The 13,425-nt window shown below is 72.4% G+C and carries 10 protein-coding genes; 6 read left to right on the top strand and 4 right to left on the bottom strand.

The features are described from left to right. Positions 1 to 17: 17 nt before the first annotated feature. Positions 18 to 1,196 (top strand): sensor histidine kinase, encoded by a 1,179-nt coding sequence (locus tag CLV71_RS03100; protein WP_243866192.1) that lies wholly within the window; start codon positions 18 to 20, stop codon positions 1,194 to 1,196. Between the two features lie 63 nt (positions 1,197 to 1,259). Here CLV71_RS03100 and CLV71_RS03095 read toward each other — a convergent pair whose 3' ends face one another. From CLV71_RS03095 to CLV71_RS03085, 3 genes are read right to left on the bottom strand one after another with little or no spacing between them, the layout of a single operon-like run. Continuing rightward, positions 1,260 to 2,972 carry an ABC transporter ATP-binding protein gene (locus CLV71_RS03095; RefSeq protein ID WP_133900985.1) on the bottom strand — a complete coding sequence of 571 codons (1,713 nt, stop codon included), beginning with the start codon at positions 2,970 to 2,972 and terminating at the stop codon, positions 1,260 to 1,262. Then, positions 2,969 to 4,711 carry an ABC transporter ATP-binding protein gene (locus CLV71_RS03090; protein WP_243866190.1) on the bottom strand — a complete coding sequence of 581 codons (1,743 nt, stop codon included), beginning with the start codon at positions 4,709 to 4,711 and terminating at the stop codon, positions 2,969 to 2,971. The genes CLV71_RS03095 and CLV71_RS03090 overlap by 4 nt, the downstream gene beginning before the upstream one ends. Then, positions 4,708 to 5,598, bottom strand: coding sequence for an alpha/beta hydrolase (locus tag CLV71_RS03085; RefSeq protein WP_133900984.1), 891 nt, complete (start codon positions 5,596 to 5,598; stop codon positions 4,708 to 4,710). The genes CLV71_RS03090 and CLV71_RS03085 overlap by 4 nt, the downstream gene beginning before the upstream one ends. 96 nt (positions 5,599 to 5,694) lie before the next feature. Here CLV71_RS03085 and CLV71_RS03080 point away from each other — a divergent pair, with 96 nt between their 5' ends. Further along, positions 5,695 to 6,729: a PucR family transcriptional regulator gene (locus CLV71_RS03080; RefSeq protein ID WP_133900983.1), complete on the top strand. Its 1,035-nt coding sequence runs from the start codon at positions 5,695 to 5,697 to the stop codon at positions 6,727 to 6,729. On the opposite strand, the gene CLV71_RS03075 is transcribed toward CLV71_RS03080, so the two are convergent. Continuing rightward, a complete protein-coding gene (locus tag CLV71_RS03075; protein ID WP_133900982.1) occupies positions 6,726 to 8,186 on the bottom strand; it encodes a glycoside hydrolase family 43 protein in 1,461 nt (486 codons plus the stop codon). The two genes, CLV71_RS03080 and CLV71_RS03075, sit on opposite strands and share 4 nt — an antisense overlap. Before the next feature lie 193 nt (positions 8,187 to 8,379). On the opposite strand from CLV71_RS03075, the gene CLV71_RS03070 reads away from it, so the two are divergent. From CLV71_RS03070 to CLV71_RS03055, 4 genes are all read left to right on the top strand, one after another. Then, the gene (locus CLV71_RS03070) at positions 8,380 to 9,204 is read left to right on the top strand and encodes an AraC family transcriptional regulator (RefSeq protein WP_208297353.1); all 825 of its coding nucleotides are present in this window, start codon (positions 8,380 to 8,382) and stop codon (positions 9,202 to 9,204) included. 9 nt (positions 9,205 to 9,213) lie between these two features. Then, positions 9,214 to 10,575 (top strand): pyridoxal phosphate-dependent decarboxylase family protein, encoded by a 1,362-nt coding sequence (locus CLV71_RS03065; protein ID WP_133900981.1) that lies wholly within the window; start codon positions 9,214 to 9,216, stop codon positions 10,573 to 10,575. 272 nt (positions 10,576 to 10,847) lie between these two features. Continuing rightward, positions 10,848 to 12,224, top strand: a complete 1,377-nt coding sequence (locus tag CLV71_RS03060) for an MmgE/PrpD family protein (protein WP_166663897.1) — start codon at positions 10,848 to 10,850, stop codon at positions 12,222 to 12,224. A 19-nt stretch (positions 12,225 to 12,243) separates the two neighbouring features. Next, positions 12,244 to 13,380: a Bug family tripartite tricarboxylate transporter substrate binding protein gene (locus CLV71_RS03055; RefSeq protein ID WP_133900979.1), complete on the top strand. Its 1,137-nt coding sequence runs from the start codon at positions 12,244 to 12,246 to the stop codon at positions 13,378 to 13,380. Positions 13,381 to 13,425: the final 45 nt, after the last annotated feature.

The raw sequence follows: 13,425 nt of genomic DNA, 5'->3' as shown, positions 1-13,425 counted from the left end.
GTCGCTAGGCTCCCCGCGTGCTCGCTGACACGGCATCCCCGCGCGTGGTCGTCCGCAGGTGGTCCGCCCCGGTCCTCGACGGCGTGTTGGCGGCGGTGGTCACGGTGTCGGCCTTCGTGCCGACGCTGACCCACGTCGGGCCGGAGATCGGTGACCTGCCCGCCCAGCCGGTCGGCGCGGGCGTCGGGCTGGCGCTGACACTGGCGATGTCCGTGCCGCTGGCGCTGCGGAGCCGGTGGCCCGCCGTGTGCCTGCTGACCGTCGGCGGCGCGTTCGCGGTCGACCAGGTCCTCGGCCACCCGGAGACGTTCGCCAAGGTGGGGTTCCTGCTGTCGCTGTACGCGGCGGGGGCGCACGCGGCCAGGTCCCGTCACGTGCTGGGTGCGGTGATGACCGCGGGCTACGCGGTGCTCGCGGTCGTGCTGCAGGACCTCGGCTCCGCGCAACGGTTGCCGGACTTCGTCGCGTTCTACCTGATAATGGTGGTGATCTGGTTGTGCGGCACCGGGATGCGCAGGTGGCGTGCCGAGTCGGCCGAGCGTGCGCGGCTCGCGGCCGAGGTGGCCACCGCCGCGGAGCGGGCACGGATCGCCCGCGAGTTGCACGACGTGGTCACCCACCACGTGACCGCGATGGTCGTCCAGGCCGACGCGGCGCAGTACCTGCTCGACAGCACGCCGGAACGCGTCGGGGACGGGCTGACCGCCATCAGCGACACCGGGCGCCAGGCGCTGGCCGAGCTGCGGGCGCTGCTCGGCGTGCTCGGCGAGGCGACGACCGCCGAGCGGACACCCACCATGGGCCGCGTCGGCGACCTGGTGGAGCAGGCCCGGCTGTCGGGCCAGCCCGTCGAGTGGCGCGAGCAGGGCGCCGGTCGGCCGCGGTCGGTCGACGCGGAACTGGCCGCGTACCGCGTGGTGCAGGAGTCGCTCACCAACGCGATCAAGCACGCGACCGGCAGGCCGACCACCGTCCTGGTGCGGCACGCCGAGGAGCACATCGAGATCGAGGTGAACACGGAAGGCCCTGTCGTCGCCCCGCCGGTCACGCCGTCGGGTGGGCGCGGGCTGGCCGGGCTGCGGGAACGCGTGCGGATGCTCGACGGCGATCTGGTGACCGCGAGCCGACCGGACGGCGGGTTCCGTGTCAGGGCACTGATCCCGGCGGGAGACGACAGAGGCACCTCGGCCGGGTGAGAGCGGTCGGCGGTCGCTCGTGGACGAACGACCGCCGACCGACGCGTTCCCGGCGGTGTCGGCTCATTCGCCGACAGGCGCCATCGAGATCTCCCAGAACTCGGCGTAGCGGCCACCTCGGTGCAGAAGCTCCTCGTGAGTGCCCTCCTCGGCGACGCGGCCCCCCGCCAGGAACACCACCCTGTCGGCGCGTCGGACCGTGCGCAGCCGGTGCGCCACCATCACCACCGTCCGGCCGGTCAGCAGTCGTTCGACGGCCTCGTGGACGGCCGCCTCGTTCAGCGGGTCCAGCGCGGAGGTCACCTCGTCCAGCAGCACCACGGGAGCGTCCTTCAGCAGTGCCCGCGCGATCGACACCCGCTGCCGCTCGCCACCCGACAGCCGTGCGCCGCCCTCGCCGACGTTCGTCGACCAGCCCTCCGGCAGGCGCGCGATCACGTCGTCGAGCTGTGCCGCGGTCGCCGCCGCGCGGACCTCGGCGTCGGTGGCGTCGGGACGGCCGAGGCGCACGTTCTCCTCGATCGTGCCGTCGAAGAGGTACACGTGCTGGAACACGATGGCAGTCCGCGCCATCAGGCTCTCGGTGTCGATCGCACGCACGTCGACGCCGCCAACGCGCACCGCGCCCGCGTCCACGTCGTGGAACCGCGCCAGCAGGGCCAGCAGCGTGCTCTTGCCCGCACCCGACGGCCCGACGACGGCCAGCCGCTGTCCTTCCCGGACGGTCAACGTCACGCCGTCGAGCACCGTGCGGGTGCCGTGCCGGAAGGTCACGGCGTCGAACGCCAGGTCGTGGCGTGCCGGCCGGACCGGTTCACCCGGCTCGGGCAGCGGCTCGGTGCGCAGGACCGCCTCGAGCCTCGCCAGGCCGGCACGTGCGCCACGCAGCTTGCCGCCGATCTCCGACAGCGACAGCAGCGGGTCGGCGCAGCGGCCGGCCAGCACGAGGATCGTCAGGACCTCGGCCGCGCCCACGTCCCCGCCCAGCGCGAGGTAGGCGCCCAGGAACAGCAGCGCCGTGAACACCGCCTGCACCGCGAGGGTCAGGCCCAACGCGCCGGGCAGCACCGACAGCGTCGTGCGGCGGGACGCACGCTGAACCTCCCGCAGTGAGCCGTCGAGCAGCTCGAAGCGCTCCCCGGCCCGGCCGCCCGCCCGCAGCACCGGCTGGGCCTGGACGTACTCGATCACCCGTGCGGTGGCCTCGTGGTCGCGTTCGGCGCGGTCGGCGTCGGTGGCGGCCAGCGAGCGGCTCGTCCAGAGCTGGATCGCCGCCACGACCGGCACCGCGGCCAGCGCGGCAAGCCCCAGCTGCCAGTTGAACGCCGGCATCACGGCGACGATCGTCAGTGGCGTCACGCAGGCGGAGACGAACGGCGCCAGCAGGTGCGCGGCGACCCCCATCGCCTCCAGCAGGCCGCGGCTCGCCAGCACGGACACCTCCCCCACCCTGGCGGCGCTGTACCAGCCGATGGGCAGCCTGGCGAGGTGGTCGCCGAGGCGGTGGTACATGCCACGCAACAGCGAGGTCCCGACGCGGAAGCCGGACAGGTCGCTGCGGTAGCGCAGCACCGCGTAGGCCGCGACCGCCGCGCCGAACGCGGTCAGCCAGGGCCAGACGTCCGCCGGGGTGCTCCCGAACAGAGCCCGCAGCACGGGCACCAGCAGCGCGTATGACAGCCCCTCGACGACCGCGGTGGTCGTCATCAGGGCCACCGTGGCACGCATCGGCTTCGCGTACTCGTCTCCCAGCACCCGCAACAGCGTTCGGATCATCGCTCGTCCCCTTCACCGGCCCCGCCGTGGGATCGCCAGAACGCGGCGAACTTCCCGTTGCGTGCCAACAGCTCCTTGGGCTCGCCGCGCTCCGCGACCACCCCGTTCTCCAGCAGCACGACGGTGTCCGCGTCGGCGATCGTCTCCAGGCGGTGGGCGATGACCAGGGTCGTCCGGTCCTCGCCGAGGGTCGCCAGCGCCCGGCGGACCGCCTGCTCGGTCCTCGGGTCGGCGAAGGCGGTCGCCTCGTCGAGCACCAGCACGGGTGCCCGTCCGAGCAGCGCGCGTGCGATCGCGATCCGCTGCGCCTCACCGCCCGACAGGGTGATGCCGTCGCCGAGGACGGTGTCGTAGCCGTCCGGCAGCTCGAGGATCCGGTCGTGGACGTCCGCGAGCCGGGCGGCGCGGACCACGTCGTCGCGGCCGGCGTGCGGTACCGCGAGCGCGATGTTGTCGGCGACCGACGCACGCAGCAGCACGGTGTCCTGGAACACGAACGAGACCGTCCGGTACAGCTCCCGGCTGTCGAGGTCACGCAGGTCCACGCCGCCGACGGCCACCGAACCGCCGGTCGGGTCGAAGAACCGGGGCAGCAGCCGCACCAGGGTGGACTTCCCGCCTCCCGACGGCCCGACGACCGCGGTGGTGGTGCCCGGCTCCAGCACCAGGTCGATCCCGCGCAGGACCTCGTGCCCGGCGTCGTAGCCGAACCGGACGTCACGGAGCTCCACCCGGTGGCCCGTCGGCGTACGCGGTCGCGCGGGCTCGGGCAGCGACGGCACGTCGAGCACGTCCCGGATGCGGCCGAGCGCGCGCCCCGCGGCCTGGAGGTCGTCGAAGCCGTGGCCCAGTGCCGCGACCGGCGCGGTCAGGCCAAGGCCGAGCAGCAGGAACGGCAGCACGTCGGCGGGTGCCATGTCGCCGGTCGTGACCAGCGCGGCACCGCCGACCAGTACGACCAGCAACCCGAACGGCGGCGACAGCGCGAGCTGCATCCCCGCGGCGATCGCGGAGACACCACGCACCCACCGGGAGAAGGTGGCGACGAACTCGTCGGCGGCCGTCAGGAACCGGCGGTGCGCGCGGCCGGACGCGCCGAACGCCTTGACCACCGCGATGCCCTGCGTGAACTCGACGACGGCGTCGGCGATCCGTCCCATGGCCGCGTCGAACTCCTCCTGGGCGCGCTGCCTGGCGGGCGTCATCAGCAGCGGTACCAGCGCGATCGCGAGCACCACCGGGGCCAGCGTGACCAGCGTGAGCCGCCAGTCGACGGTGACCAGGTAGACCAACGTCACCAGCGGCACGACGAACGCGGAGACCAGCTCGCCTGGCGCGTGGGCGATCACCGGGTGCACGGCGGCGACGTCCTCCCCCACCACCTTCGCCAGCTCGCCGGTCCGCCGCGTGGCGAACCAGCCGATCGGCACGCGACCCAGCCGCGCGGCGAGCTGCCTGCGGAACGACAGCGCCACCCGGCCGTCGAGCAGGTGCCCGATGCCCGACGACGCGGCCGTGAACACCAGCCGGACGAACAGGCCGACCGCCCCCAGGGTCACGACGAGCCAGACGTGGCCTCGGTCGACCGGGCCGGGCGACAGCAGCGCCCGGCCCAGCTCGACGACCGCGAGCAGCGGCGCCAACCCCGCGATGACGCCGACGACCTGCAGTACGACGACCGCGGCGAAGCTCGACCGGTACGGGCGCAGCAGCCCGGCCAGGGTGTGTCCTGCCGTCACTGCGCCAGCCCCCGGCGCAGGACCGCACCCAGCTCCGCGAGCTGGCGCTGCGACACGTCCGCGGACACGATCGCCTGCGACCCGTGGAAGGTGCCCGCCCACTGGTGCAGCTCCACGGACACACCCGCCTGGAGCAGGCGCAACGCGTAGGTGATGTCCTCGTCGCGGTTCGGGCAGAACTCGGCGGAGGTGACGTGCGCGGGTGGCAGACCGGACAGGTCGGCGGCCCGTGCCGGCGCGGCGTAGGGCGTGGCGGGCCTGCCACCGAGGTAGAACCCCCAGGACGCGGCGAGCCTGTCGCTGGTCCACCACGGCGTGTCGGTGAAGTTCCGCGCCGACCACGTCTCCTGCCGGTCGTCCAGCCCCGGCTGGTTGAGCAGCTGGAAACAGATCCTCGGGCCCTGCTCGTCCCGTGCGCGCAACGCCATCCCGGCCGCGATGCCGCCACCGGCGCTGTGGCCGCCGACCGCGATCCGGTCCCGGTCGATCCCCAGCTCCGCCGCGTGCTCGGCCGCCCAGGTCAACACCCCGTAGCCGTCGTCGAGGGCGGCGGGGAACGGGTTCTCCGGCGCAAGGCGGTACCCCACGGAGATCACCACCGCACCCGAGCCGGAGGCCAGCCGCGCGGCCCACGGGTGCTCGGTGTCCACGTTGCCCATCACCCACCCGCCGCCGTGCAGCCAGACGATGGCGCCGTGAGCCTGGAGCGGGCGGTAGATCCGCACCGGCACGTCACCCGGCACCACCCGGTCCTCGATCACCAGGTCCGTGGTGTCGGGCGCGGGTGCGGACGCGGCGAGCGCCGCGAAGCCCTCGCGCGCGGTGACCGGATCGGTCAGGTCGGACCTGGGGAACAACGGCACGAAGGCCTCGAGCTCGGGATCCATGCCGACCATCCTCACGGCCGCCACCCGTCGGGGTCATCCGCCAACCGTCGCGCGAAGGACCTGCCTGACGCGACGGTCGTCGCCTATCCTCCTGGCATGGAGGTCCTGGTCGAACGGCTCTCGCAGCTGGACTCGCAGGCCGCGGGCGCGCTCCGGGTCGTGATGTTCTACGACACCCTGATGCGGCGGCGGGTGGAGCTCCCCGCGCTCGCCAGGGCGTCGGCGGGCCTTGCCGAGTGCGTGGCCGGGATCCGGTTGCACGGCACGGGCCGGGTGATCCGGATGTCGCCGGACGGCAGGGAGGCGCCGAACCCGCCGCCACCCGCGTCCTCCACGATGCCGATCACCCTGGACGAGGAGGAGATCGGCACGGTGTGGCTGGAGCACCCCGGCGCACCCCGTCCGCTCGACGACGTGCTGCTCGACCGGCTCGCCATCGCCGCCGCGGCTGTCGTCGAGAAGTACGGCCCGGCCAGCACCACCATGGCCGACCCCGCCCTCGTGGAGCTGGTGATCAGCGCCGACGGCGACGACGCGGCGCGGACCAGGGCGCTGCGGCTGCTGGGTTTCGCCGCCGACCTGCCGCTGCGTGTCGCCGCCGTGCGGTCGACGGTCCCGCTGGACCGGCTCGGCGGCCTGGTCTGTCCCGACCGCGCGGTGAAGGCGGCGCCCCTCGCGGGCGTGGGCGTCATCCTGGCCACGACCCTGGACCCGGCCCGGTTCCCGGCGGGCGTGTGCGCGGGCATCGGCGCCGCGACCCGCCCCGACCAGTCCTGGCGGGAGGCCCGCACCGCCCTGCGTTTCGCCACCGCCCGCCAGCCGGTCGTCCACTTCGGCGACCTCGGCTCGCTGGCACTGCTGGCGGGCATCCCCGGCGAGACCGCACGCGCCAACGACGACGTGGCGGCCATCGCCGGGCTGGCGGCCTGTCCCGACGACCTGGAGACCCTCGACGTCTACTGCACCACCGGGTCGCTCCGCCGGGCCGCCGAACTGCTCCACCTCCACCACAGCAGCGTCTCCCGCCGCGTCGAGCAGATCGGCAAGGCCATCGGCATCGACCTCACCGACCCCACGGGCCTGCTGCGGGCCAGGCTCGCCATCACGACGTGGCGGCTCCTCGCCGACTAGCGGTGGGCGATGGCGACGTCGTCGAAGTCCGCGCTGACGTTGAACACCCGCACCCCGTTCGCGCCGGAGGTGTAGGCGGTGTCGGTCACCGCCACCTTCGGGGTCGCCAGATCGTCCACGTACACGCGGATCGACGAGCCGACCGCCTCGACGCGGAGGTGGTACGCGGTGCCGAGGCGGACGGTCATCGGCGCCGACGCCAGTGGTGTCCAGCCGTTGTTCGCCCTGCCGAGCACGACCCGGCCCGCGGCGCTGATGCCCGCGTAGTAGCCCCGGTAGCTGTCCACCCCGGTGGCCGGCTGGGTCACCCGGAACACGACGCCGCCGTCGCCGCTCCCGGACCGGAGCGTCACGTTCGCGTCGTAGACGAGGTCGCCGAAGTTGGTCTCCAGCAACGCCTTCCCGCCCGCGGACGACGAGGCCGTGTAGGTTCCGCCCGCCGCTGACCACGAACCGCCCCAGGTCTTCCAGCCGATCGCGTTGCGGTCGGCGAAGTTGTCCTTCACCAGCATGGTGACCGGCTTGATCGTGCCGTCGGGGTTGAAGTACATCCGGTCGTAGCTCACCTGGCGCTGGTTGGCGTCGGTCAGGTTGAGCGGGCGGCGGTGGTAGACGATGTACCAGATGTCCGTGCCCGGCACGTTGATCACCGAGTTGTGGCCGGAACCCCTTGCCACGGCGGCATCCTGGCTCAGCACCTTCGCGATCCGCGTGAACGGGCCGGTCGGCGAGTCGGACATGCCGTAGGACACCGCGTAGTTCGGGCCGGTCCAGCCGCCCTCGGACCACATGAGGTAGTACTTGCCGCCGCGCTTGAACATCTGCGGGCCCTCGACGTAGTTCTGCGGCGTGATCTCCTTGTACGTGGTGCCGTCGTCGAACGTGCCGAGGCTCGTCATGTCGTTGTTCAGGCGCACCACGTTCGCGTGGCCCCAGCCGCCGTAGTACAGGTACGCGCGGCCGTCCGAGTCGACGAACACGTCCTGGTCGATGGGTTGGGCGCCGTTGACGAACCGCCCGATGAGCGGCCTGCCGATCGCGTCGACGTACGGGCCCTCCGGCCGGTCTGCGACCGCGACACCGATGCCGCCCACCTCGTTGTCGCTCTGGATGTCGTTGGCGGCGAAGTACAGGTAGTACTTCCCGTTGCGGGCAACCGGGGCGGGTGCCCAGACGGCCTTGCGTGCCCACGACACGTTGGCGATCGTGAGGACGTTCGGGTGTTTCGTCCAGTTCACCAGGTCCGGCGAGGAGAAGGCGTCCAGGTAGGTCTGTTCCTCGTACACCCGCGACGAGGTCGGGAACACCCAGTACTGGTTGTCGTAGATCGCGGTGTCGGGGTCGGCGTACCAGCCGTCCACGAACGGGTTGCCCGCCTCGGCGGTGGAGTACTCGGGCAGTCGGGGCGCGGCCCCGGACGGGGCGGCCGCGGCCACGAGGCCGACCAGCACCGCCATGATCACGCTGATACGCCTGTGGGTTCTCAACGTCTCGTCCAATCTGCAACGCACTGCGGGCACGAACACGACCGGACCGGCTTTTACATCGTTGTAAAAGCCGTGTGCCCGATCTCACCACGGTCCGGCGGGTGGTGTCCAGATCCGCGAGAAAGTCAAGCCACTGAACGAATTCGGCGGTTAGCCTGACGGCGTGGAGTGGGAGGACGTCGCGCACTACTGGAGGCACCCCGCCGTATCCGGGGTCGACCTCATGCGCGCCAGGTTCGTGCGGCACGGGTTCACCCGGCACACGCACGAGACGTTCGCGCTCGGGGTCGTGCGGGCCGGGACCGAGGACCTGTGGGTCGGCGGCGCGCGGCACCTCGTCTCGGCGGGTGGGGTCGTACTGCTCAACCCGGAGGAGGTGCACACCGGCGGTCCGGTCGACGACGTCGGCTGGGCGTACCGGGTGTTCTACCCGAGCGTCGAGGTGGTGGCCGCCGCGACCGGGTGCCCGGACCCGTGGTTCACGCGGCCGATCGTGGCCGACCCCGAGGCCGCCGCGGTCATCGGGCAGGCCCACCTGGCGGCCGAGTCGGCGGACCGGCTCGCGTCGGAGACACTGCTGACGACGGCGCTTTCCCTGCTGTGGCAGGGCTACGGCGGCGGGCGGCGCGTGGTGGAGCCCTCGGGCGGCACCCGTGAGGTGGCAGCGGTCCGCGACCTCCTGCAGGCCAGGCTGGTCGACCCGCCGAGCCTCGGCGAGCTGGCGGCCACGGTCGGCACGAGCCGGTTCGCGCTGCTGCGGGCCTTCCGCGCCCGCTACGGGCTGCCACCGCACGCCTACCTCAACCAGCTGCGCGTCCGCAGGGCACGGGTGCTGCTGGACGACGGGGTGCCCGCCGCAGAGGTGGCGGTCGCCGTCGGGTTCGCCGACCAGTCGCACCTCTCGCGTCACTTCCGCAGGCTCGTCGGGCTCACGCCGGGCCGCTACCAGCGCAATAACGTTCAAGCCCGGGGACCCGCCGGTCCCTAGCGTCGCGTCATGGAACCCGACCGGCAGACCAGGCAGGCCTGGACCGCGGCAGCGACCGCGTTCGTCGACGACTTCGTGAGCGGCCTCGAGGACGCGCCGGCCAGTGCGCACGACGCACCCGTGCCAGCCGACCTCCTCGCGCCGCCACCCGAGGGGCCCGGGGACCTCGCCGACCTGCTGGCCAGGTTCGGCGATGCCGCGAGCCGGGCGATCGAGACCGCCGGTCCGCGTTACTTCGCGTACTTCCCCGCGGGTGGCCTGTACAGCTCCGCGCTCGCCGAGTTCCTGTCCCAGACGGTCAACAGGTACACGGGCATCGCGGGACCCGCACCGGCGCTCGCGGCGATCGAGCAGAGCGTGATCCGCTGGCTGTGCGACGTGTTCGACCTGCCCGCCCCCGCGGGCGGCGTGTTCACCTCCGGCGCGTCGATCGCCACGCTCGCCGCGCTGCACGCCGCACGCGAGGACCGGCTGGGCGGCCCCGACCCGCGCGGCACGCTGTACGTCACGGCGCAGGCGCACTACTGCGTGGCCAAGGCCGCACGCATCGCGGGCATGACCGCCGACCAGGTCCGGATCGTCCCCGTGGACGCCGACCTACGCCTCGACGTGCCCGCGGCGGCCGAGATGATCGAGCGTGACCGCGCCGGGGGCAGGCGGCCGTTCCTGCTGGTCGCCACGGCGGGCACGACGAGCACCGGCACCGTCGACCCGCTCGCGGCGGCCGGTGACCTCGCCCGCCGCGAGGACCTGTGGTTCCACGTCGACGGCGCGTACGGCGGCGCGTTCCAGCTGACCACGCGCGGCCGGGAGGTGCTCGCAGGCATCACGGGCGCCGACTCGATCGCACTCGACCCGCACAAGGGCCTGTTCCTGCCGTTCGGCACCGGCGTGCTGCTGGTCCGCGACCAGGCCCGTCTACGCGCCGCGCACACCGCCACGGGCGAGTACCTGCAGGACCTCGACCGTGACACGTGGCCCGACGCCGCCGACCTCGGCCCGGAGCTGACCCGCGGCTACCGCGGCCTGCGGCTGTGGCTGCCGCTGCACCTGCACGGCGTGGACGCCTTCCGGCGTGAGCTGGACGAGAAGCTCGACCTGTCCGCCCACGTCCACGAGGCGCTGTCGGCCGACCCGAACCTCGAGGTGCCGCTCGCCCCGGACCTGACCGTGTCCGTCTTCCGCTCTCCCGACGGCGACGCCGCCACCGCGCGGCTGCTCTCCCGCGTCAACGACACCCGCCGCGCGTACCTGTCGAGCACCCGCCTGGACGGCAGGCACACGATCCGCCTGTGCGTGCTGAGCTTCCGCACGCACAAGTCGCATGTGGACGAGGTGCTGGAGATCATCCACGACGCCGCGCGACCATGACTCCGTAGTCCACTCGGGACAGTGACGGGCACCTTGCCGCGAGGGGAGGTGCCCGTCTCGCGTGTGTGCCGGGTCCGTCGTCGTTTGTCCGATCCGCCTGGTCGTAGCCGGTCCGGCACCCTGCGCCACCTTCGTCCATTGAGGAACTCGTGTCTTGACGCGCGGGAACGCAGCATGATTAAGTGCATCGACGGAATCAATGTAGTCAATCAATGTTGTCAATGTAGATAGCGGCACATCGGGGGACCGCCGACTCCTCGCTAGGAGCGCTCGTGACGGAGACCGTGTCCCAGGTTCTCGGCCGGTGGGTTTCGGCCGCGACGTTCGACGACCTACCGCCCGCCGCGATCGCGACGGCGACCAGGAGCATGCTCGACTGCTGGGGCGTCACCCTCGCCGCGCTCGGACAGCCCATCACGTCGGTGGTGGACGCCTACGCGGGCAAGGACAGCACCGGCACGGCCAGCCTCGTCGGCCTCGGCAGGCGCGCCACGCCGGAGACCGCGGCGTTCGTCAACGCCTCCGTCGGGCACGCACTCGACTTCGACGACGTCAGCCACACCCAGGGCGGCCACCCCACCGTCGCGGTCCTGCCCGCCGCGTTCGCGGCGGCCGAGGCCCACGGGGCCACCGGGAAGGACCTGCTCCTCGCGTTCTGCGTCGGTGTCGAGATCACCACCAAGATCGCCAGGGGCGTCAACTTCGTCCACTACGACAAGGGCTGGCACCCCACCGCGACGCTCGGGGTCTTCGGCGCCGCCGCGGCGGTCGCCAAGCTCGTCGGCATGGACGCGGAGCAGTGCGCGACCGCGCTGGGCATGGCCACGGCGATGTCGTCGGGGCTCAAGTCCAGCTTCGGCACGATGGCCAAGCCCCTCCAGGTCGGCCGTGCCGCCCAGAGCGGCGTCCAGTGCGCGAACCTGGTCGCCGCGGGCGCCACCGCGAAGCCGTCCGCGTTCGAGGAGGCCCAGGGCTTCGCGACCGTGTTCAACGGGGTGGGCAACTTCGACCTCGCCGAGACCACCGGGCACCTCGGCGCGCCGTGGGACCTCGACGACCCGGGTATCGCGATCAAGCTCCACCCCTGCTGCGGCGGCACGCACGCGGCCGTCGACGCGGCCATCACGCTGCACGACGGCCTCGGCCGGGACGAGCGCGTCGCGCGCGTCGACGCCTACATCCACCCCCGACGCTTCGCCCATCTCGACCGGCCAGGCCCCGACAACCCGCTCGACGCGAAGTTCAGCCTCCAGCACACGGTCGCGCTCGCGCTCACCAGGGGCGAGGTCCGCATCGACGACTTCACGCCGTCGGCCATCACCGACGCCGACGTCGTCGCGACGCGGTCGGTGGTGCGCGGCCACCCGCTGCCGGAAGACCGCCTCGGGCCGGAGCACTTCGCCGCGGAAGTACACCTCACGCTCGCGGACGGCGCCACCCGGCAGGTACGGATGGAACGTCCGCGCGGCCGGACCCAGGAGACGGCACTGACCGACGACGACATCCGGCGCAAGTTCACCTCGTGCACCAGGGACGTACTGGGCGACGCCGACCGGGACCGGTTCGCCGGACTGGTCGCGGGCGTCGCCGAACTGTCCGATGTGGACGAACTCGCGGGGATCCTCCGCGGCGACAGGCACATCCAGTAGCAAGAAGATAGGAGTTACCGTGTTACAGGGCAAAGGTGCTCGGTGGCTCGGTGGGCGCACCCGGCGAGCACGCCTGGTCGCCCTCACGACGATCGTGGCGTTCACCCTCACCGCGTGTGGCGCGGACTTCGGCGGCGAGAGCTCCGGGGACGGCCCCTACTACGACGGCAAGAAGATCAAGCTGCTCGTGCCGTTCGCCCCGGGCGGCGGCGCGGACACCACCGCCCGCCTGCTCGCTCCCCTGCTGCAGCAGTACATCCCCGGCAACCCCAGTGTCTACGTCGAGAACCGGGGCGGCGCGGGCGGCATCACCGGCGCCAACTACTTCGCCGAACGTGAGCCGCACGACGGCACCACGATCCTGGTCTCCTCCGGCGCGACCCACTCCTCCTACGTCGTGCAGGACCCTGCGGTGAAGTTCGAGTTCGCCGACATGATCCCGCTCTTCGGCGTGCCTGCCGGTGCGGCGATCTACGTCCGGTCCGACACCGGTATCACCAAGCCGGAGGGCATCGTCGGCGGCGCGAAGGTGCCGCTGGTGTTCGCGGGACAGGCACCGTCGGGTGGCGACCTGCGCAAGCTGCTCGCGATGGACCTGCTGAAGGTCGACTACAAGCCGCTGTTCGGCTACGAGGGCGCGGCGGACGCCAACATCGCCTTCGACCGCAACGAGGCCAACGTCGCGCTGATCGGCGTGCTCCCCTACCTCAAGGACATCGTGCCCCGGGTCAAGGGCGGCGAGGTCGTGCCGATCATGAGCACGGGTCTCGTGCAGGACGGGAAGCTCGAGCGGATGGAGACGCTGCCCGACCTGATGACCCCGGCCGAGCTGTACGAGTCGATCTACGACGAGAAGGCGGAGGGCCCCGGCTGGGAGGCCTACAACATGCTGGTCTCCGCGAGCGACTCGCTGTCCAAGGCGCTGTGGCTGCACAAGGACGCACCCGACGCGGCGGTCAAGGCCGTCAAGGAGGGCATCGACAAGTTCCTCGCCGACCCGGGCGCCCGCAAGAAGCTCGACGACGAGCTGCAGGGTGCCGAGCCGCTCACCGGCGACAAGCTGACGTCCGCGATCGACGCGATGGCCAAGCCCGACCAGGCCGCACGCAAGTGGCTGCAGGACTACCTGGTCGACCGCTGGGACTACAAGTTCTGAGCCCTCGGGCCGGCGGCGCGGCTTCCGCCGCCGGCCCGACCGCTC

It is taken from the genome of Actinophytocola oryzae (genome assembly GCF_004364325.1).
GTDB lineage: Bacteria > Actinomycetota > Actinomycetes > Mycobacteriales > Pseudonocardiaceae > Actinophytocola > Actinophytocola oryzae.
The sequence above is the reverse complement of the archived record's forward strand: the minus strand, read 5'-3'. Positions and strand labels throughout refer to the sequence as shown.

Bases quoted from the DNA above. Each gene is read 5' to 3' on its own strand.
- CLV71_RS03075 (WP_133900982.1), bottom strand. From the start codon at position 8,186: ATGGCGGTGCTGGTCGGCCTCGTGGCCGCGGCCGCCCCGTCCGGGGCC.
- CLV71_RS03080 (WP_133900983.1), top strand. From the start codon at position 5,695: ATGGAGGTCCTGGTCGAACGGCTCTCGCAGCTGGACTCGCAGGCCGCG.
- CLV71_RS03085 (WP_133900984.1), bottom strand. From the start codon at position 5,598: ATGGATCCCGAGCTCGAGGCCTTCGTGCCGTTGTTCCCCAGGTCCGAC.
- CLV71_RS03095 (WP_133900985.1), bottom strand. From the start codon at position 2,972: ATGATCCGAACGCTGTTGCGGGTGCTGGGAGACGAGTACGCGAAGCCG.
- CLV71_RS03065 (WP_133900981.1), top strand. From the start codon at position 9,214: ATGGAACCCGACCGGCAGACCAGGCAGGCCTGGACCGCGGCAGCGACC.